The 19,440-nt window shown below is 67.6% G+C and carries 15 protein-coding genes; 4 read left to right on the top strand and 11 right to left on the bottom strand.

Annotated features, from left to right (window positions below; all coding sequences use genetic code 11):
* Nucleotides 1–176: 176 nt before the first annotated feature.
* From IEX05_RS13980 to IEX05_RS13940, 9 genes are all read right to left on the bottom strand, one after another.
* Nucleotides 177–1,214: a hypothetical protein gene (locus IEX05_RS13980; RefSeq protein WP_188702918.1), complete on the bottom strand. Its 1,038-nt coding sequence runs from the start codon at nt 1,212–1,214 to the stop codon at nt 177–179.
* 13 nt (nt 1,215–1,227) lie between these two features.
* Nucleotides 1,228–2,967: an O-antigen ligase family protein gene (locus IEX05_RS13975; RefSeq protein WP_188702916.1), complete on the bottom strand. Its 1,740-nt coding sequence runs from the start codon at nt 2,965–2,967 to the stop codon at nt 1,228–1,230.
* 63 nt (nt 2,968–3,030) lie between these two features.
* Entirely contained in the window at nt 3,031–4,929 is a 1,899-nt protein-coding gene (gene glgX / locus IEX05_RS13970; protein ID WP_188702913.1) for a glycogen debranching protein GlgX, read from the bottom strand.
* Nucleotides 4,926–6,320, bottom strand: coding sequence for a glycogen synthase GlgA (gene glgA, locus IEX05_RS13965; RefSeq protein ID WP_188702911.1), 1,395 nt, complete (start codon nt 6,318–6,320; stop codon nt 4,926–4,928). The genes glgX and glgA overlap by 4 nt, the downstream gene beginning before the upstream one ends.
* The gene (glgC, locus tag IEX05_RS13960) at nt 6,320–7,603 is read right to left on the bottom strand and encodes a glucose-1-phosphate adenylyltransferase (protein WP_188702910.1); all 1,284 of its coding nucleotides are present in this window, start codon (nt 7,601–7,603) and stop codon (nt 6,320–6,322) included. Before glgC ends, glgA begins: the two co-directional genes overlap by 1 nt.
* Nucleotides 7,600–9,486, bottom strand: coding sequence for a 1,4-alpha-glucan branching protein GlgB (gene glgB / locus IEX05_RS13955; protein WP_188702907.1), 1,887 nt, complete (start codon nt 9,484–9,486; stop codon nt 7,600–7,602). Before glgB ends, glgC begins: the two co-directional genes overlap by 4 nt.
* Before the next feature lie 10 nt (nt 9,487–9,496).
* Nucleotides 9,497–11,863, bottom strand: coding sequence for a glycogen/starch/alpha-glucan phosphorylase (locus IEX05_RS13950; RefSeq protein ID WP_188702905.1), 2,367 nt, complete (start codon nt 11,861–11,863; stop codon nt 9,497–9,499).
* Between the two features lie 113 nt (nt 11,864–11,976).
* Complete coding sequence (locus IEX05_RS13945; RefSeq protein WP_188702903.1) at nt 11,977–12,561, bottom strand: PIN domain-containing protein; 585 nt, start codon at nt 12,559–12,561, stop codon at nt 11,977–11,979.
* Nucleotides 12,562–12,608: 47 nt separating this feature from the next.
* Complete coding sequence (locus IEX05_RS13940) at nt 12,609–13,037, bottom strand: helix-turn-helix domain-containing protein (RefSeq protein WP_188702902.1); 429 nt, start codon at nt 13,035–13,037, stop codon at nt 12,609–12,611.
* Between the two features lie 226 nt (nt 13,038–13,263).
* On the opposite strand from IEX05_RS13940, the gene IEX05_RS13935 reads away from it, so the two are divergent.
* The 4 genes from IEX05_RS13935 to IEX05_RS13920 all read left to right on the top strand — a co-directional run bounded on the left by IEX05_RS13935 (nt 13,264) and on the right by IEX05_RS13920 (nt 16,697).
* Nucleotides 13,264–14,220, top strand: a complete 957-nt coding sequence (locus IEX05_RS13935; RefSeq protein WP_188702900.1) for an acyltransferase family protein — start codon at nt 13,264–13,266, stop codon at nt 14,218–14,220.
* Between the two features lie 115 nt (nt 14,221–14,335).
* Nucleotides 14,336–14,737 carry a helix-turn-helix transcriptional regulator gene (locus IEX05_RS13930; RefSeq protein ID WP_188702898.1) on the top strand — a complete coding sequence of 134 codons (402 nt, stop codon included), beginning with the start codon at nt 14,336–14,338 and terminating at the stop codon, nt 14,735–14,737.
* 3 nt (nt 14,738–14,740) lie between these two features.
* Nucleotides 14,741–16,045: a HipA domain-containing protein gene (locus IEX05_RS13925; protein WP_188702895.1), complete on the top strand. Its 1,305-nt coding sequence runs from the start codon at nt 14,741–14,743 to the stop codon at nt 16,043–16,045.
* Between the two features lie 106 nt (nt 16,046–16,151).
* Nucleotides 16,152–16,697, top strand: coding sequence for a Dps family protein (locus IEX05_RS13920; protein ID WP_188702893.1), 546 nt, complete (start codon nt 16,152–16,154; stop codon nt 16,695–16,697).
* A gap of 7 nt (nt 16,698–16,704) precedes the next feature.
* Here IEX05_RS13920 and IEX05_RS13915 read toward each other — a convergent pair whose 3' ends face one another.
* Entirely contained in the window at nt 16,705–18,189 is a 1,485-nt protein-coding gene (locus IEX05_RS13915; RefSeq protein ID WP_229661341.1) for a glycosyltransferase family 2 protein, read from the bottom strand.
* Entirely contained in the window at nt 18,186–19,331 is a 1,146-nt protein-coding gene (locus tag IEX05_RS15350) for a hypothetical protein (protein ID WP_229661340.1), read from the bottom strand. Before IEX05_RS15350 ends, IEX05_RS13915 begins: the two co-directional genes overlap by 4 nt.
* Nucleotides 19,332–19,440 lie beyond the last annotated feature (109 nt).

Genomic DNA, 19,440 nt, shown 5'->3' with positions numbered 1-19,440 from the left:
GGAGCCGGTCCGCGCCTCATCCCGTTCAAATGACACATGTGAGGGGTCGGACCCCCACCCAACCCCGTAAAGGTGTCATACGAACGGCCCCCGGGGGCAGCAACCCGCAAGCCCCCCTCACCCCGTTCGTATGACACCTACGGGCAGTCACACCCCCGCACGACCCCGCAAAGGTGTCATTTGAACGGCGTGGGGGAGGCGCCGTCGGCGCCCAGCTTGCCGTCGATGAACACGGCCGCGACCTCGGCGTCGAAGACGTCGCGCTCGCGGGGGATCCGCGCGCGGTAGTCCGCCTGGGCGGCGTGGGCGGCGGCCGGATCGGCCAGGACCGCGTCGTAGGCCCGCTTCGCGTTCGCGACGATGTCGGGCAGCACGTCGATCTTGTGCGCCTGGGGGAGGGGCACGTCGACGCCGTTCGCGGCCGCCCCGCGGTTCGCGACGAGCACGACGGATCCGGCGAGCGCCGCCTCGCGCGGCATGCGGTCCTTGCCGGGGTGCGCCCCGAGGTCGAGGTACACGAGCGACGATTCGAGCGCCTGCGCGACCTCGGCGCCCGTCATGTTCTGCAGCGGCAGGAGCTCGATCCCCGGCCACCGGCGCGCGAACTCGGCCATGATCGGGCGCGACTTGGCGGGGTTGTAGGCGATGCGCGCGATGCGGTCCGCGGATCCGGCGCCCGTCGCGACCTGCGGCGTGTAATCGCTGACGATGGATCCCGCACGCCCGAGGTGCGCGAAGACGTGGCTCCACGCATAGTGCGACTGGGCGAGGTGCCCGACGCGCTGCAACAGGGCGTCCTCGCCCGTGGCGATGCCGCGGGCCAAGCGCTTGACGCGGCGCACCTGCAGTAGCGGGAAGCGCGTGTTGCGGGTGCGCTCGATGGGCAGCAGCGACGTCGTGTCGCGCTCGATGACGAACCGGGGCGCGTAGTCGATCGACAGCCACCACACGTAACCCTGGGCGCGGCGCAGCGGCTTCAGCAGCAACGCCTGCGTCTCGGGCACGACGACGATGTTGCCGCGGGCGTCGTCGACGGCGCCCGCCTCGGGGGCGTCGTAGTGGGCGTATCGCTCGGCGCGTTCGGCTCCGGCCGTTCCCGGGATCGGCACGAGGTAGGCGTCCTGGCCCTGCCGGCGCAGCGAGTCGACGAGCTGGTGCAGCGCTTCGGGACCCCCGGTGGCGAGGCCGCGCGGGTAGTACACGTACGTCGTCATGGCAGACCTTTCGTCAGGCCGCGATCTTGCGCGTCGGCGTCAGGGCGAGGGCCGTCAGCAGCGCGGCCAGCGGCAGCGTGTGGTTGTCGCCCGCGTAGTTGGTGGTGTCGGCCATGCCGTGCACGAGGATCCACGCGAGGCCGACGAAGACGGCGCCGCGGGCGATGGGGATGGGGGCGAACGGCGACGTCCACAGCGGGGCGGAGGAGCGGTTGGCGGATCCGCGCCGCGCGGGCACCGATTTGGTGCACCGGCGGGCCTCGCCCATGCGGCGCAGCGCGGCGACGAGCGGCAGGACCATGAGCACGAGCACGAGCACCAGCGAGACGATGCCGGCGTTGGTCCAGGCCTGCAGGAAGATGTTGTGCGGCGGCCACACCTGCGGGGCGACGCCGGGGAAGTAGAAGGGCCATTCCTCGACGATGTGGAAGCGCCAGTTGCCGAAGCCGAAGCCGGTGAACCACCGCTCGGGGAAGGATTCGGCGACCATGCGCCAGAGTCCGAGGCGGTCGCCGAGCGTGCTCGAGGTGAGCAGATCGGGTCGCTTGATGAGCACGGCGGTGGCGCCCGCGGCGGCCACGAGCACGCCCACGATGCCGACGATGGTTCCCGGCAGCGGGTGGCGCACCGCCCAGGCGATGAACAGGGCGAGAAGCGGCAGGCCGACGAGCAGCACGAGGGCGGTCTTGGATCCGGTGGCCACCAGCGCCGCGACGGACACGACGGCCGTCGCGGCGTGCACCGCGACGAGCCAGCCGCGCGCGGGGTCGGCGGCGACGGATCCGGCGGCCGGGGCCGCGTCGCGCACCCGCACGGGCTGCGTCGTCGGCGCCTTCCCGGAAACGCCGGCGCCGGAAGCGCCGGTCCCGGACGTGGCACCAGCGGCACCAGCGGAAGCATCGCCGGAGGCAACAACGGCCGCCACCCCGCCGCCGCGGGTCGCCGCGAGCGCCCACACGGACACGCAGGCGGCGACGCCGAAGAACAGCGACGCCGTGTTGCCGTTGAGGAACACGCCGCCCGCCTTGTCGGGCGAGAGCACGTTCTGGAAGTTCGTCAGCTCGCTGTTGAGGAACAGACCCTCGAGCAGCCCCGTGGATCCGGGCGGCTGGGCGACGTCGGCGAAGACGCCGAGCGAGCGGATCGGGTCGAGGGCGATGTTGATCTCGCTCTCGGAGATGAGGATCACGTCGGGCTCGGAGAACAGCCGCGCGACGGGGGAGAGGAGGTACTGCCCCTCGAGATGCGGAATGAAGCGGAAGGCGATGACGATGAGGCCCGAGACGATCACGAACGGCGCCGCGGCGGCGACGGCCATCGGGCCGCCGCCCGCATCGCGCCGCACGACGTCGAGCGCGAGGAGGAACACCGTCAGCAGGGCGACGGAGAAGATGACGGCGTAGCCGGCGGATCCGAGCTTCTCGGACCACATCACCGAGATCGCCTCCCAGATCGCGAGCGCGCCGAGCAGGATCCCCCAGACGAACGGCACGCCGCGGATCCCGCGCGTGCGCCAGAAGGCGACGGGGAACAGCGTGCAGGTCGCCAGCAGAGCCACGGAGGTAAAGCCGAATGGACCGAACAGCTGTACCACCCCGAGCGCCAGCGTCGCGGCGAGCAGCCACCGCGAGCGCACCCGGAAGGCGAGTGTAGCGACGACGAGCGCTCCGACCGCGACGGCCCCGAGAATCAGAACGATTTGCGCGGTCGAGTGCGAGTCGAGAAACGACGGATCCGTCTGTAGCCGCAGCACGAGCCTCCCCTTTTTGCCGTGATCAGCCTTCCCATAGTACGCAGGGACGGCCCGAACGCCCGTTCAGTCGTCGCGCGAAAGCACGACGAGGGTTTCGATGGGGATGTCGAGCGACGTCGGCTCCAGCCTCGCGGCGCCGGACGAGTCGAGCTCGAGCTGCCACGATCCGGGCGGCAGCTCGACGGTCGCGTCGGCGCCGAGGTTCACGACGATCGCGACGGCCCCGTCGACCGCCTCGCCGTCCGGGTCGCCCGCGGCGCCCCGCAGAACCGCGACGATCGTGCGGAACTCGGGATCCTGCCAGTCGTCGTCCTCCACGAGGTTGCCGTCCGCGCGCAGCCAGGTGATGTCGCGACCGAAGGTGCCGCGCTCGCCGCCGTGCAGGAAGGCGCGCTGGCGCAGGATCGGCAGGCGTGCGCGGACGGCGAGCGCCTCGCGCACGAACTCGGTGTGTGAGTCGCCGTCCCACTCGACCCATCCGATGGCGTTGTCCTGCGCGTAGGCGTTGTTGTTGCCGCGCTGCGAGTTGCCCGCCTCGTCGCCCGCGAGCAGCATGGGCACGCCCTGGGCGACGGCGAGGGTCGCGATCATGCCGCGCATGCGCCGCCGGCGCACGGCGAGCACCTCGGCGTCGTCGGTGTCGCCCTCGACGCCGCCGTTGGAGGAGAAGTTCTCCGAGTGCCCGTCGTTGCCGTCCTCGCCGTTGTCGAGGTTGTGCTTCTCGGTGTACGAGACGAGATCGGCGAGGGTGAAGCCGTCGTGCGCAGTGATGAAGTTGATCGACGAGTGCGCCGTGCGCCCGTCGTGGTCGAACTCGCCCGCGGATCCGAGCAGCCGCGCCGCGAGCGCGGGCAGCATGAGCGGATCCCCGCGCCAGGCGCGGCGCACGTCGTCGCGGAAGCGATCGTTCCACTCGTGCCAGGGGTGCGGGAACGCGCCGAGCTGGTATCCGCCTGGCCCGATGTCCCACGGCTCGGCGATGAGGATGCGGTTCGCGAGGACCGGATCCTGCCCGATGGCCTGGAAGAACGCGGCGCGCGGGTTGAAGCCGTGCGCGGTGCGGCCGAGGGTCGCCGCGAGGTCGAAGCGGAAGCCGTCGACGCCGTAACGGGTCGCCCAGTGGCGGAGGCTGTCGAGGATGAGGCGCAGCACCATCGGTTCCTCCGCGGCGACGGTGTTGCCCGTGCCCGCGTCGTTGACATACTCGCCCTCGTGCATGCGGTACGCCTGGGGTGCCAGTCCCTTGAGTGACAGCACCGGCCCGTCCTGGCCGCCCTCGCCCGTGTGGTTGTAGACGACGTCGACGATGACGGCGATGCCGTGGTTGTGCATCGCGTCGACGAGCTCGCGCACCTCGGCGTCGGCGTCGCGGGCGGCGTAGCGCGGTTCCGGCGCGTGCCAGGCGATCGGCTGGTATCCCCAGTAGTTCGTGAGACCGCGGGCGAGCACGTGCTCGTCGTCGAGGAACGCCTGGATCGGCAGCAGCTCGAGCGCCGTCACGCCGAGTTCGGCGAGGTAGGGCGCCATGAGCGCGGCCCCCGCGTACGTCCCGCGCAGGTCCTCCGGGATCGACGGGTGCAGCGCGGTGAGGCCCTTCACGTGCGCCTCGTAGACGATCAGCTCTTCCGTGGGCCGCGTCCATGCGGGTGCGGAGGCGGGTTCGAGCACGATCCCGTGCGGCGTGGCGGATCCGGCCCGCAGCGGGCCGTCGAGCGCGGTCGCGTACGGATCCACGAGCAGCGTGTGCGGGTCGAGGCCCGGGCCCGCCGCGCGGATTCCGTAGCGCGTTCCCGGTGCGACATCGGGCACGGAGCCATGCCATATGCCGCCTTCGGCATATGGCAGGCGGGTGCGGCGCTCGGATCCGTCGTCGGCGATGCGGCAGAACCACACGCGGTCGGCGGTCGGCGCCCACACGGCGACATCGGCACCGGTGGCGGTGAGGGTGACTCCGAGCCTCATAGGAGCGAATCGAACAGCGCGGCGTACTCGGCGGCCGACGTTCCCCAGTCGACGGGCTCGGCCATCGCCTCCCGCCGCATGCGCGCGAACTCGGGAGCGGAGCCGAAGGCGGCGGCGGCGCGGGCGAGGACCGCCGAGAGGCCCGCCGAGGAGATGTCGTCGAAGACGAAGCCGGTGCGGCCGTCGTCGACGGTGTCACGGAGGCCGCCGGTTGAGGCGACGACGGGCAGGGCGCCGTAGCGCAGCCCGTACATCTGGGTGAGGCCGCAGGGTTCGAAGCGGCTCGGCACGAGCACGAGATCGCCGCCGGCGTACATGCGGTGGCTGAGGGGCTCGTCGTATCCGAGCCGCACGCCGACCCGGGGCGAGCGAAGCGCCAGCAGGGCCTGCTCGTAGTGGTGATCGCCGGATCCGAGGATCGCGACGGCGCCGCCCGCGTCGACGAAGGGCGGAAGGGCCTCGAGCAGCAGGTCGATGCCCTTCTGGTGCGTCAGGCGCGTGACGACGACGGCGAGCGGGCCCGCGGGCTCGTCGAGACCGAACTCCTCGAGTAGGGCCTCTCGGGCCGCCGCCTTCCCGGCGAGTGCGTCGGCGTCGAACGGCTGCGTCATCGGGTCGCGGCTCGGATCCCAGATGCTCGTGTCGATGCCGTTGAGGATGCCGTGCATCTCGCCGCGCGCCGCGCGCATCGCGACGACGCCCTCGAGCCCGAAGCCGAACTCCGGCGTCGTCAGCTCGGCGGCGTACGTCGGGCTGACGGTCGTGACGCGCGTGGCGTGCACGATGCCGGCCTTCAGGGCGCTGACGTTGCCGTAGTACTCGAGCGCGTCGGGGTGGAAGTCCCACGTGGGTAGCTTCAGCCGGTCGAGCTGGTCGGCGCCGAAGATGCCCTGGAAGGCGATGTTGTGGATCGTCAGCACCGACGGCACCTCGGATGCGGCGTACTTCAGGTAGGACGGGGCGAGGCCCGCTTGCCAGTCGTGGGCGTGCACGAGGTCGGGGCGCCAGCCGCTCGCGAGCCCCTCGATCGCGATGCGCGACGCGACCCAGCTGAGGGCCGCGAAGCGCACGTGCGAGTCCTCGAACGACTCATACGGCCCGCCGGGGCGGTCGAAGAGGTGCGGGGCGTCGAGCAGCATGACGTCGAAGCCGTCGATCGTCGTGTCGCGCACGGCGGCGGGGCCGCCGAAGAGATCGTCGGTGCGCCACACGCGCCGTGAGCGCGGCATGCGCGCCATGACCGACGGGTAGCCGGGCAGCAGCACGCGCGACGACCAGCCGTGCGGGGCGAGCGCCGCGGGGAGCGCGCCCACCACGTCGGCGAGGCCGCCGGTCTTGATCAGCGGCGCGCACTCGGAGGCGACGGAGAGGACGCGCCGTTTCCGCGCCATCACAGACCGAGCGCCGCGGCGCGCCGATCGAGCATCGCCTGGGTGATCAGGGTGACGCCGCCCGCGGTGCGGCGGAACCAGCGCGCGTCCTCTTCGGGATCCTCGCCGACGACGAGCTTCTCCGGCACGCGCACGCGCGAGTCGATGACGACGCGGCTGAGGCGCGCCCCGCGCCCCACGTCGACGTACGGCAGCGACACGACGTCGTTCAGCTCCGAGAACGAGTGCACGCGGTTGCCCGTGAAGAGCAGCGAGTTGTGCACATCGGATCCGGAGATGATGCAGTCGCCCGAGATCAGCGACTGGATCGCCTGTCCGCGGCGGCCGATGTCGTCGTGGATGAACTTGGCGGGCGGAGTCTGCTCGGAGTACGTCCAGATCGCCCACTCGTTGTCGTACAGGTCGAGCGCCGGCACGAACTCGGTGAGGTCGATGTTGGCACGCCAGAACGCGTCGATCGTTCCCACGTCGCGCCAGTAGGGGCGCGTCTCGAGGCCCGTCATCACGCACGAGTCGCTGAAGCGGTGCGCGTAGGCTCCGCCCGCGGCCACGATCTGCGGGATGATGTCGTGGCCGAAGTCGTGGCCCGATTCGTTGTCTTCCGCGTCGGCGAGCAGCAGGGAGCGCAGCAGCGACCACTTGAAGACGTAGATGCCCATCGAGGCGAGCGACATCGTCGGGTTGTCGGGGGTGCCGGGGGGATCCTTCGGCTTCTCGAGGAACTCGGTGATCTTCCCCGCCTTGTCGATCGCCATGACGCCGAATGCGCTCGCTTCTTCGCGGGGCACCTCGATGCAGCCGATCGTCACGTCCGCGCCCGTCTCGGCGTGCTGGCGCAGCATGATCTCGTAGTCCATCTTGTAGATGTGGTCGCCCGCGAGGATGATCACGTACTCGATGTCGTAGTCGTCGACGATGTCGATGTTCTGCGTGACGGCGTCGGCGGTGCCGAGGTACCACTTGTTCTCGGCGACGCGCTGGCTCGCGGGCAGGATGTCGAGGTATTCGCCGCGCTCGGCGCGGAAGAAGTTCCAGCCGCGCTGCATGTGGCGGATCAGTGAGTGCGCCTTGTACTGCGTGGCGATCGCCATCTTGCGGATGCCCGAGTTGTACGCGTTCGACAGCGGGAAGTCGATGATGCGCATCTTGCCGCCGAAGTGCACGGCGGGTTTGGCTCGGCGATCGGTGAGCTCCTCCAGGCGCGATCCGCGGCCGCCCGCGAGAACGAAGGCCATCGCCTGATCGGCGAGCCGGGTGGGCCTGCGCGGCTTCGAGTCGGTCATGATCGTTCCTCCACAAAGTAGATGGCCGAGAGGGGTGGGAGCGTGAGCAGCGCCGACTGGGCTTCGTTGCCGGTCGGCACCGGCTCGGTTTCGATCGCGCCGCCGTGGCCGCGATCGCCGCCGCCGTAGGCGGCGGAATCCGTGTTCAGCGCCTCGATCCAGCGCCCCGCGACGGGGAAGCCGACGCGGTAGCCGGTGCGCTCCACGGGGGTGAGATTCAGCACGACGACGACGTGCGGGTCGCCCGGTTCGCCGCGGCGCAGCCAGGCGAAGACCTGGTCGTCGACGGCGTCGACGAGCAGCCACTGGAAACCGGATCCGTCGGTGTCGCGCACGTGCAGCGCGGGCTGGGCGCGGTACAGGCGGTTGAGGTCGCGCACGACCGCCTGCACGCCGGCGTGGCCGGGGTCGTGCAGCACGCCCCAGTCGAGCTCGTCGTCGTGGTTCCACTCGGCGGGCTGCCCGAACTCCTGCCCCATGAACAGCAGCTTCTTGCCCGGCATGCCCCACATGTAGCCGTAGAACGCCTTCAGATTGCCGAGCTTGTCGGCGTGCGAGCCGGGCATGCGCCCGTACATCGAGCCCTTGCCGTGCACGACCTCGTCGTGGCTGATCGGCAGCAGGAACTTCTCGCTGAACGCGTAGGTGAGGCCGAAGGTGAGCAGGTCGGAGTGGTACGAGCGGTAGACCGGATCCTTGCCGAAGTAGGCGAGGGAATCGTTCATCCAGCCGAGGTTCCACTTGTAGTCGAAGCCGAGGCCCCCGTCGTGCACGCCCGTCGTGACCCCGGGGAACGCCGTCGATTCCTCGGCGATCATGACGCCGGAGGAGCCGACGGCGAAGTTCGTCTCGCGCAGGAAGCTCATCGCCTCGTAGTTCTCGCGCCCGCCGTCGCGGTTCGGGATCCACTCGCCCTCGTCGCGCGAGTAGTCGCGGTAGAGCATGCTGGCGACGGCGTCGACGCGCAGGCCGTCGAGGTGGTACTCCTCGAGCCAGTACATCGCGTTGGCGACGAGGTAGCCGGAGACCTCGCGGCGGCCGTAGTTGTAGATGAAGGTGTTCCAGTCGGGGTGGAAACCCTGCCGCGGGTCGAGGTGCTCGTAGAGGGCGGTGCCGTCGAAGCGGCCGAGGCCGTGCTCGTCGGTTGGGAAGTGCCCCGGCACCCAGTCGGCGATGACGCCGAGCCCCGCGTGGTGGGCGGCGTCGACGAAGGCGGCGAACTCGGCGGGCGTGCCGTAGCGGATCGTGGGCGCGTACAGCCCCACGGGCTGATAGCCCCAGGATCCGTCGAAGGGGTGCTCCGAGATCGGCAGCACCTCGATGTGGGTGAAGCCCAGATCGGACACGTACTCGACGAGCTGCGTCGCGTGCTCGAGGTACGACAGCGGCCGGCCGCCCTCGGCGCGGCGCCAGGATCCGAGGTGCACCTCGTACACCGAGATGGGGCGGTCGGCGGCGCTCGCCGCCCGGGCGTCCCAGGATCCGTCCTGCCACTCGTGCGTGCCGAGGCGCCGCACGACCGACGCGGTCGCGGGCGGGTGCTCGGATCCGAAGCCGACGGGGTCGGCCTTCTGCGGCAGGCGCGCGCCGGAGGCGTCGCGGATGTCGTACTTGTACGGCGTGCCCTCGCCGATGCCGGGAACGAAGCCCTGCCAGATGCCGCTGGATCCGTGCGGCGTCATCGGGTAGGCGTCGGGCGCCCAGAGCGAGAAGTCGCCGACGACCGAGACGGCCGATGCGTTCGGCGCCCAGACGGCGAAGCGCACGCCGTCGACGCCGTCGCGGGTCGCCGGGTGCGCGCCGAGGATCTGCCAGAGGCGGCGGTGCGTGCCCTCCGCGAAGAGGTATTCGTCGAGCTCGCCGAGCTCGAATTCATCCACCATGACGGATCCTTTACCGTGCGGGGCCGACGTTCCAGATCTCGCTCATGTACTCGCGGATCGCGCGGTCTGAGCTGAAGAATCCCATCCGTGCGATGTTGAGCACTGCTTTTCGCTGCCACTGCCGCGGGTCGCGGTAGGTCAGGTCTACCACCTGTTGGGCGGAATCGTAAGCATCAAAATCGCTCGCCACGAGGAACCAGTCGCTGTTCCAGACGAGATCGAGGATGCCGCCGTAGCGGCCGGGCTCGTTGGGGCTGAACGCGCCGGCCGCGATCGCGTCGAGAACCCCGCGCAGAACGGGGCTTTTCTCGATCGCGGTGCGCGCGTGGTTCTTCTTCGTGCGGCGCTCCGCGACCTCCTCGGTGGTGAGACCGAAGAGGAAGAAATTGTCGTGACCCACTTCGTCACGAATCTCGACGTTCGCGCCGTCGAGGGTGCCGATCGTCAGCGCGCCGTTGAGGGCGAACTTCATGTTGCCGGTGCCCGAGGCCTCCATGCCGGCCGTCGAGATCTGCTCCGACAGGTCGGCGGCGGGGATGAGCTTCTCGGCCATCGTGACGTTGTAGTTCGGCGGGTAGATCACGCGCAGCAGGTCACGGGTGTCGGGGTCGGCGTTGACGACGCTCGCGACGTCGTTGATGAGCCGGATGATGTCTTTCGCGACGGCGTAGCTCGGCGCGGCCTTGCCGCCGAAGATCTTTACCCGCGGCACCCAGCCGGCGCCCGGATCCTGCTTGATCTGCTGGTAGCGCGCGATCGTCCACAGGATGTTCAGCAGCTGCCGCTTGTACTCGTGGATGCGCTTGATCTGCACGTCGTAGAGCGCGTCCTGCGGCACGTCGATGGCGTGTTCGTCACGCGCCCAGCCGATGAAGCGCTGCTTGGCCTCGTGCTTCGTGTGGCCGAAGGCGTCGAGGAAGGCGGGGTCGTCGGCGTACTGCTCGAGCCCGCGCAGCCTCTCGAGGTCGGTCTCCCACCCCTCGCCGAGGGTGTCGGTGATGAGCTGCGCGAGGGCGGGGTTCGCGAGCTTGAGCCAGCGGCGCGGCGTGATGCCGTTGGTGACGTTGACGATGCGCTCGGGCTCGAGCTCGTCGAGCGCCGAGAACAGGTCGGTGCGCACGAGCTCGGAGTGCAGGGCCGAGACGCCGTTGACCCGGTGGCTCGTCCACGCCGCGAGGTCGCCCATGCGCACCTGGCCGTGGTCGATGAGGTGCACGCCGTCGGCGGCGGGGCCGTAGGTGGCGTGGATCCGGGCGTCGAGCTTCTCGATGATCTGCAGGTGGCGGGGCAGGAGCGAGCCCATCAGCTCGACCGACCAGTGCTCGAGCGCTTCCGGCAGCAGCGTGTGGTTGGTGTAGCCGAGCACGTCGGTCGCGACGTCGGCGGCGCGGTCGAAGCTGAAGCCGTGCTCGTCGATCAGCAGGCGGATGAGCTCGGGCCCCGCGATCGCCGGGTGCGTGTCGTTCATCTGGATCGCGACGAACTCGGGCAGGCGCTCGAGGTCGGTGTGCCGGCTCGTGTAGCGCGCCAGGAGGTCCTGCACCGAGGCGGAGGTGAGGAAGTACTCCTGCGAGAGGCGCAGGCGCTTGCCGAGTTCGGTCTCGTCGGCGGGGTAGAGCACGCGGCTGAGGGTCTTCGCCCACGTCTCCGCGTCGGCGGCGCCGAAGAAGTCGCCGGCGTTGAAGCGGCCGAGGTCGATCAGATCCGGATCCGCGGAGGCGGCCCAGAGCCGTAGCGTGTTCACCCAGCGCCCGCCGTAGCCGGCGACCGGAGTGTCGAAGGCGCCCGCGACGATCGACGACTCGGGCGTCCAGGTCTCGCCCTCGAGGGATCCGCCGAAGAACACCCGGTGGGTGTCGCTCGGCTTCGCGAGGCTCCACGGGGATCCGTCGCCCAGCCACTCGTCGGCGTGCTCGACCTGGCGGCCCTCGTCGAACGACTGGCGGAACAGGCCCCGCTCGTAGCGCAGGCCGTAGCCGAAGGCGGGCAGCTGCAGGGTCGCCATCGATTCGAGGTAGCAGGCGGCGAGGCGGCCGAGGCCGCCGTTGCCGAGCGCCGGATCCGGTTCGCGGGCGACGAGGTCGGCGAAGCTCACGTCGAGTTCGGCGAGGGACCGCTCGACCTCGTCCCGCACGCCGAGGTTGATCGCGGCGTCTTCGATGAGACGGCCCGTGAGGAACTCCATCGACAGGTAGTAGACGCGCTTGCGGTCTTCGTCCGTTGTGATGCGGGTCGCCTCCGCCCACGGATCCATCGCGAGGTCGCGCAGGGCGAGCGAGAGCGCGGTGCGCCACTCGAGGGCCGTCGCGGTGTCGGCGTCGGCGCCCACCGTGTACCGCAGGTGGCGCAGGATCGATGAGCGGATCTGGTCTGACATGGGCGCTCCCCGAGGTCACGTGTCGCGCGGGTCGAACACCCGCTTGCCGCACATCATAGACATGGCGAAAGGCGCTGATGTTAATCCCCGGTTGCGTCCTCTCACGAGGGTAGCTACAAGGGTAACGAAGCTGACGACCCACTAAGTACGACCAAATGCCTTTCAACCTCACGCGCGAACGAGGGACAACCTGCCTCTGCTAGTGCTTTGGCCAGCGAATATTTAGTGTCTCCACTGCGTCGGTGCCAGTAGAGGGCCTGATCTCGGGCGACATCACGCACCGCTTGCGGGGCGTTGGCATTGACCAACACGAAGAACTCGTCTGGCGAGTATATGTCGTACGGCAGCGTGTTCGGATCGCCAAAATCCTTGCCGTTATTGGTCAGGAGGATGTCGGCCCCAAGCGATCGCGCTGCGTTGTGCACATGGACATCGTGTACGTCATTGATCGTGTCGCTGGCGCCGCCGTTCCAGGCATCGGAGACGTCGTCAAAGAGGCGGCGGAAGAGTGCATCACGCTGAGCGCGCATGGCGCCGCCGAGGTCGGGCTTGCGGCGGCGCCATACGCGGTGAGCCTCGTCGAGCACGTCGTTCGACGTCCAGAGCGTGAACATCTCGAGGCGCAGGCGTAGCATGAACAGCCAGTCGTACTGAGTCTTGCTACCCAGTACGTTGGCGTCGACGAATATCTTCTGCACGCGCTCGAGCCTAGGATCGTGCTCCGACAAACGACGGGATGCGGTTCTTAGCCTGCGTCGATCTCCCGCAATGCCTCGAACGCGTCATGCTGATCTGCACGTCGCCGCGCGATGAACGACTGCACGTCGGCGAGGGTGAACCGGTGGTGACTCCCCACCTTGTGGCTCGCAAGGCCACCGTTCCCAACGATTTTCATGAGTGTCGGCCGAGAGATGCCGATCAATTGAGCAGCGGTGTTCGACGTCAGCTCATCGGGCATCGAACGAATTGAGAGCGAGCCCTGGGTAACCCCAGCCACAACGAAGCCGAGGAGTTCGGACAACTGTTGCGGCACGGTGATCTCGGTTCCGTCATCGAGCACGAGCTTCGCGCCGACAATCCGGCGATCATGCGCCTGCGACAGCAACTCTTGTGCGTCGTCTCGTACTTGGTCTTCGATGATGGCTGAGGTGGGCGAGAGTACCTGCGTCGACATGACGGGACCTTCTGAATGAGTGCGATACGTGGTTGCTGGGAATGTTGCGTTGCGGTCGGCGCCACGATGTGGACGATTCAGTGGCGCCGGAGAACACACGTTACCGCATTTCAGTTATAACTGCAAGCTACGTGGTGGGGTCAAAGGTGAGTGTCATCGAGGCCGCCTTCGTGATGCACGGGTGGAGCCCCCGGTTAAGGGGCCGAAACCGATAGTCTGGCCTCCTATGTCCACCGTCCGCCACTCGTGGATCGACGTCGTCCGGGGCGCGGCCGTCATCCTCGTGATCCTCGTGCACGCGATGCAGCGCACCGAGCTGTTCGCGGGGCACGAGTTCACGCGGCTCGAGACCCTGACGATCATCGTCACGCCCCTGCGCCTGCCCGCGATGTTCCTGCTGTCGGGCCTGTTCGTCACGCGCTCGCTCGCGAAGGGATCCGGCGGATACGTCGCGGGCAAGCTCCGGCGGATCGCGTGGCCGTACCTTCTCTGGTCGGTACTGATCATCGCGTTCTTCGCGGCCCTGCTCGAGACCACGGGGATCGGCTTCGGGTGGGAGGTTTTCTGGCGCATCTTCTACGACCCGATCGAACACCTCTGGTTCCTCGCCTACCTGCTGCTGTACTTCGGCATCGCGATGCTGATGCGCTGGATCCCCGCGCCGTACCTGCTGCTCGCGGTGATCGCGCTGTCCGCGGTGCCCATCGAGGGTCAGTGGCCGCGTTTCTGGGGGAACGCGGCATTCTTCTTCGCGGGTGTCGTGCTGTCGACCTACCGCGACCGGATCGTGCGCGGATTCTGGCCGAGCCTCGTCATGTTCGCGGCCGCCCTCCTCCTGTCGGCCGGCCATGCCCTGCACGTGCTGCAGCTGCCCGAGGCGCCCTGGAACCTGCCGATCGTGCTGCTGTTCATCCTGGGAGCGGCGGGCGTCGTGAACCCCATCGCGCGCTCCCGGTGGCTCGCGCCCGCCCGCTATGTGGGCGTGGACTCGATCGTGTTCTACATCGTGCACTGGCCCGTGGTGTCGCTGGTCGCGCAGCTCTGCGCGGAACAGCTCGTGGATCCGCGCGTCGCGCTCGCCGCCGCGCTCGCCGCGGGACTGCTCGTGCCCTGGGGCCTCGCGGCCCTCGCCCGGCGGTGGAGGCCGGCCGAGGCGTTGTTCGTGTGGCCGGCGCGGCGCTGATGTTCTCAATTACGTACACGGGCGCATTGTTGCATATTGATGACATTGCGCTGGAGTTGGGTTAAAAATATTTAACAGCGGTACAGTGTTAAGTATCTAGAACATCCGGGAGGCTATGGTGAAGATTCAGAGCCCAGCAGATGCAGCGCGTTTGATCAAGACCCAGCGCCTGCGGCGCGAACTGACCCAGAGCGACGTGGCCGAGGCGATCGGCGTGACGCGTCAGTCGTATGCCCGAATCGAGCAGGCGCACGGCGGCGCCTCGTTCGCGACCTACCTCAAGATCTTCGCTTTTCTTGGCATCGTGCTCGGAGGAGAGGTTTCGCGAACCGGAGCTTCGGTGGATGCCGATGACCTGAGGAGCAGGGAGGCGGGGGCGACGACGCCAGCAGCATTCCCTCGAGACCGGCTGTACGGCTTGGGGCAGGAAGCTGCGCAAGCTGCGCTCGAAAGGCTTCGGGCCAGTGGGGTGCTTGCGAGAGCTGCTGAGCAGCATGACGAGAGCGCCGGGGAGTAGTACGTGGCCGTCGGTCTGGACGTCTATCTATACGGCGAGCGCATCGCATCAATATCTCGCCGCCGAGGCGTGCTGAGTCTCAAGTACACGGATGAGTACGCGTTTCGGGAGGCTAGCATTCCCATCTCGGTACAGTTTCCGGTGAGTCCCGGCGGGTACAGCGGCGAGAAGGTCGATAGGTTCCTTGAAAACCTGCTTCCCGATCGCGAGGAAGTGCGTTCGAAGTGGGCGCGAGACGCTGGCCTTGATACGACCGCGGCCTTCGAATTGCTGAGCGTCTACGGCGCGGACGTGGCCGGTGCACTGGAGTTCTATCCGCACGGGGTCGGGCCTAGCGAGCGTCAAGAGCTCAGGCCGGTGGACGACGAAGAGATCGCAGACAGGATCCGCCAGATTAGACGCGATGACTCAAACTGGGCTGACAGAAGCGCCGCCGGGCAGCCATTCTCGCTTGGCGGAGCACAGGGAAAGTTCGCGTTGGCGTACAAAGACGGGCAATGGTTCGAACCGCGGGGCTCAGCGCCGTCGACGCATATCTTCAAGCCGGGAGTCAACGGACATGACGGCTCAGACGTCACGGAGCATGTGACGATGCGAGTAGCTCGCGCGCTGGGTATGGGCGTCGCGACGACCGAACTACGTGAGTTCGCCGGCGAGCACGTTCTCGTGGTTGAGCGATTCGACCGAGTGCGGGAAGAAGACGCGGTCGTTCGCATCCATCAAGAGGACCTCGCCCAAGCGACGGGGACCGCCGTTCTCAAGAAGTATGAGAAGGATGGCGGCCCGAGCGTCGCTGATCTCTTTCTCCTCTTCGAACGACAGCTCGCACCGGCTTTCGCTCTCGATGCAAAGCGCCAGTTCGCTGAAAGCCTCGTGTTTGCCTGGTTCGTTGGGCACAACGACGGCCACTCGAAGAATTACTCGCTTCAGATGTACCCAGGACTGGTGCTGCTTGCGCCGCTCTACGACCTCAACTGCAATCTTGTGTTCGAGCCAGAGTCGACGTGTCGCGCCAAGGACTACTCGGCCTATAACGCCGTCGAACTCGCGTTCTCGGTGAATCAGAGCCGCCGACTTGGTGATTTCTCGGGAGCCTCACTGCGTGTACTCGAGGCTGACGCGGGGCTGCCGGCGGGATACCTTGCCGAGTTCGCTCGCCGCCTCGAAGAACGGATCGCCGACGCGTTGCGCGATGCTATCGATGAGTTGCCGGAACGCCTGCAGCAGCTGACTGCGGTGAGAAACTACCCGTTCGTCATCTACGCGCAACGTCAACGCGTGCGGAACGTATTGAGCGAGATACGCTGACCCTGTACCAGCCCTCCCGCGCTCCTTCAAGGGGTCGGCGGCACATTGCGTGTTCTCGTTAGCCTGCCGGTGATCCACTAAACGCTCGACGTCGAAGGAGAACCTCATGGCTTCGAACAGCACCACCACGACGAAGAACAAGCGCCGCCCGTCGAAGGGCGCGGGGCTGACGAAGGAACAGAACGCCGAGAACGGCTTCACCGCCTCGAAGACGCTGAGCGAGAACATGCAGAAGGTTCTCGTCGACCTGATCGAGCTCGCCTCGCAGGGCAAGCAGGCGCACTGGAACGTCGTCGGCACGAACTTCCGCGACACGCACCGTCAGCTCGACGAGATCATCGACGCGGCGCGCGGCTTCAGCGACTCGATCGCCGAGCGCATGCGCGCGTTGCACGCCGTGCCGGACGGGCGCAGCGACACCGTCGCCGAGTCGACGACCCTTCCCGAGCTGCCGCACGGTGAGCTCTTCACGACCGACGTGATCGACCTCGTGACCGAGCGCCTCGAGGCGGTCGTCGCGACCTGCCGCGACGTGCACGACGCGGTCGACGAAGAGGATCCGACGACGGCAGATATGTTGCACTCGATTCTCGAGACCCTCGAGCAGTACGCCTGGATGGTCAGCGCCGAGAACCGTAAGCCCGCGGCGTAAGGACCGACTACCCGGCCTGACCACCTGCGTCGACGGCTTCGTCGTCGACGTGGGCGGTCAGGCCGTGTTCGGTCTTCTCCCAATAGTGGGGCTTCACGATGAGCTGCCACAGCGCCTTGTATGAGGCAATCGAGTGAAGCACCCAGTAGACGGGGTTAACCAAGGCCCACGGAACGAGGTGGAAGCTGCCACGCTTGTAGGGGCCCATCATGGTGACATACACCATGAGCGCCGAGCCGACAACGAAGTTGAGCAGCGCCAGCCACAGCACGGGCACCGGCAGGAGGTCGGAGAGCACCTCCGGCGGGAGGAAGAGCGAGACGGCCGTGAGCGCGTAGAACGGCAACACCGCGAGGAACGTGATGGGCGTTCCTGCGATCAGCAACGCGAAGGCGGAGAATTTCACGACGCCGACCTCGCGGATCAGCTGCACAGGGCGCCGTGCGTGGACGAGCGACGTCTGCAAGTAGCCCTTGATCCAGCGCGAGCGCTGTCGGATGAAGTTCGGGATGGAGGTATTGGCCTCTTCCATCGTCGTCGAGTCGATCACCCCGACGCGATATCCGAGCGCGCTCGCGCGGATCCCAAGGTCGGCGTCTTCGGTGACGTTGTAGGGATCCCAACCGCCGAGCTCGCGCAGCGCGTCGACGCGGAAATGGTTGGACGTGCCGCCGAGAGGAATGGGCAGGCGATCGTGCTCGAGGCCGGGGAGCATGTAATCGAACCAGTACGAGTACTCGAGCGTAAACATCCGCGTGAGCGGGTTCTCGCGGTCGTTAAAGTAGTTCAGCGCTGCCTGCACGACGGCGACCTCGTCACCGTTCTGCTTGAACGCGATGAGCGCCTTCTTTAGCTGGTCCGGGTCGGGGCGATCCTCCGCGTCGTAGATCACAAGGTAGTCACCGTGTGCGAGCGCCAGGCCCACGTTGCACGCACGCGGTTTGGTCTGGGGGTGCCCCTTCGGCGCGCGGACGACGCGGAAGTGTGCGGGCGGATTCGATGCGGCGATCGCGTCGCGCGTCTCCTGATCCTCTTCCTCCGTGAGGATCATCACCTCCAACTTGTCGGTGGGATAGTCGAGCGCACCCAGGTTGCGCACGAGCTGGCCCACGATGTTGGCCTCACGGAACACGGGGACGAGCACGGTGTAGACCGGCAGTTCTTCGTCGCGAAGTTCGGCGATCTGCGCCGATGATATTCGCTCGATCACGTCATAGCGGGCACCGCGCACCGAGACGATGAACTTGAAGGCCGTGGCGGCGAGGAAGGCGAGGCTGAAGACGACGAGGAATGCCTGCAACAGTTTGCTCAGCCAGAGAACGCCGACCACAACGATGGTGACGATCGCGATCGTGCCGCCGATCTTCTGCGCGGTGGAGAGGACGTACTTGCCAGATCGCAGCCGATCGTGTTCGTAAAGCCCCTCGGCGGCGGCGTGTGCAGTCTGCTCCGAGGGGACGATCGGCGTCGAGGGGGTAACCTGCCCGGTCATGCGATGCCTCCGGTAAATGAAACGAACCACTCGACAATTGGTGCGCGCACGAGACCGGTGACCCAGCCGAGCACGATGAAGGCGCACAGCACGACGCTGACACCGGTGCGCCGAAGTCGCCCGCTTAGGCTGGGGAGTAGCGTGACGATAATCATCGTCGTGGTCAGCAGAACGTAGCCCACGCCCTGCAACGGAACGAGCCCGAGCGCGCGCCCGAGCAGAATTGCGACGAGCACGAGGGGTGCGATGAACGCGAGGACGTATCTGCGGCCCAGGGCCGCGACGGCGGCGCCGAAGAGCGCGGCGAGGAGGGTCGTCCATCCGCCCGGTGTCGTGAAGAGCGTCGCGAAGACCGACCAGTTTTCGGGGGAGTAGGTGATGGCTCGCGAGTAGAGCGCGAACGGATCGTTCAGGTAGATCGCCTGCATCAGCATGATGGTGGCAGCTGCCGCGATCGTGGGGTAGAAGATTACCGCGATGTTCGCCAGGCGCGCGCCTCGTTCGTTGGCCCGAGCGACGGTCAACGCCGGCGCCGTCAACATCGCGACCACGATGAGGAGGAGACCCGACGGATCCACGAGCGAGCAGATTAAGAACCAGACGCCCGCGCGGAAGCCGGCATCGGTGTTCCTGCGCATGATGAATCGGTACATCTCGATGGTGCCGTAGCTGAACGATGCGAGTCCCAGGAAGCCGAGGAGGTCGCCGACAACGAGGTAGGCGAAGACCGGGTTGCCGCCGACAGCGAGCACTGTCAGCACGATGTTTCGACGCTGCCAGCGGCGCTCGCGCAGCGTCTGGATCAGGTACTGCAGGAACCAACCTGCGGCGAGGGCGCCGACGATACTGAGACCGGCAGCCCCGCCAGGAATCAGCTGCACGAGCAGGGTTCCGAATGGCGGGTAGAGGTCTGCGACCCAGTTGAGGTCGGCGCGGCCCCAGTCGATCGTGTCGACGCGCGCCTCGACTGTTCCGTTGACGCTGCGAGAGAGGAGAGCGGAATCCTGAATCAGCAAAACGGCGATAACGACGAAGGGCGCCGCGAGCCCCGCGCGCAACAGCCAGCGGCTCCAGGGCTTCGCCGGGAACGGCTCGTTGACACGTCGTCTCGTCGCTGTCGGCATCGGGGCACGGAAGGTCATGGAATCAAGTTCTTCTGCGCGGGCCGTACGCTCAAGTCAAGCCACCCGGCGGGGCATAACATGACGATATAGGGCACACTTCGAGCTTAGGCCAGCCGTTTCAGTTTGG

Origin of the sequence: Microbacterium nanhaiense, from assembly GCF_014646015.1 — a bacterium.
Taxonomy (GTDB): Bacteria; Actinomycetota; Actinomycetes; order Actinomycetales; family Microbacteriaceae; genus Microbacterium; species Microbacterium nanhaiense.
The sequence above is the reverse complement of the archived record's forward strand: the minus strand, read 5'-3'. Positions and strand labels throughout refer to the sequence as shown.

What these genes read in the sequence shown, in the direction of transcription:
- glgA (WP_188702911.1), bottom strand. Translation starts at nt 6,320, where the DNA reads ATGGCGCGGAAACGGCGCGTCCTCTCCGTCGCCTCCGAGTGCGCGCCG.
- IEX05_RS13980 (WP_188702918.1), bottom strand. Translation starts at nt 1,214, where the DNA reads ATGACGACGTACGTGTACTACCCGCGCGGCCTCGCCACCGGGGGTCCC.
- IEX05_RS13940 (WP_188702902.1), bottom strand. Translation starts at nt 13,037, where the DNA reads ATGTCGACGCAGGTACTCTCGCCCACCTCAGCCATCATCGAAGACCAA.
- IEX05_RS13920 (WP_188702893.1), top strand. Translation starts at nt 16,152, where the DNA reads ATGGCTTCGAACAGCACCACCACGACGAAGAACAAGCGCCGCCCGTCG.
- IEX05_RS13930 (WP_188702898.1), top strand. Translation starts at nt 14,336, where the DNA reads ATGGTGAAGATTCAGAGCCCAGCAGATGCAGCGCGTTTGATCAAGACC.
- IEX05_RS13950 (WP_188702905.1), bottom strand. Translation starts at nt 11,863, where the DNA reads ATGTCAGACCAGATCCGCTCATCGATCCTGCGCCACCTGCGGTACACG.
- glgC (WP_188702910.1), bottom strand. Translation starts at nt 7,603, where the DNA reads ATGACCGACTCGAAGCCGCGCAGGCCCACCCGGCTCGCCGATCAGGCG.
- glgB (WP_188702907.1), bottom strand. Translation starts at nt 9,486, where the DNA reads ATGGTGGATGAATTCGAGCTCGGCGAGCTCGACGAATACCTCTTCGCG.
- IEX05_RS15350 (WP_229661340.1), bottom strand. Translation starts at nt 19,331, where the DNA reads ATGACCTTCCGTGCCCCGATGCCGACAGCGACGAGACGACGTGTCAAC.
- glgX (WP_188702913.1), bottom strand. Translation starts at nt 4,929, where the DNA reads ATGAGGCTCGGAGTCACCCTCACCGCCACCGGTGCCGATGTCGCCGTG.
- IEX05_RS13935 (WP_188702900.1), top strand. Translation starts at nt 13,264, where the DNA reads ATGTCCACCGTCCGCCACTCGTGGATCGACGTCGTCCGGGGCGCGGCC.
- IEX05_RS13915 (WP_229661341.1), bottom strand. Translation starts at nt 18,189, where the DNA reads ATGACCGGGCAGGTTACCCCCTCGACGCCGATCGTCCCCTCGGAGCAG.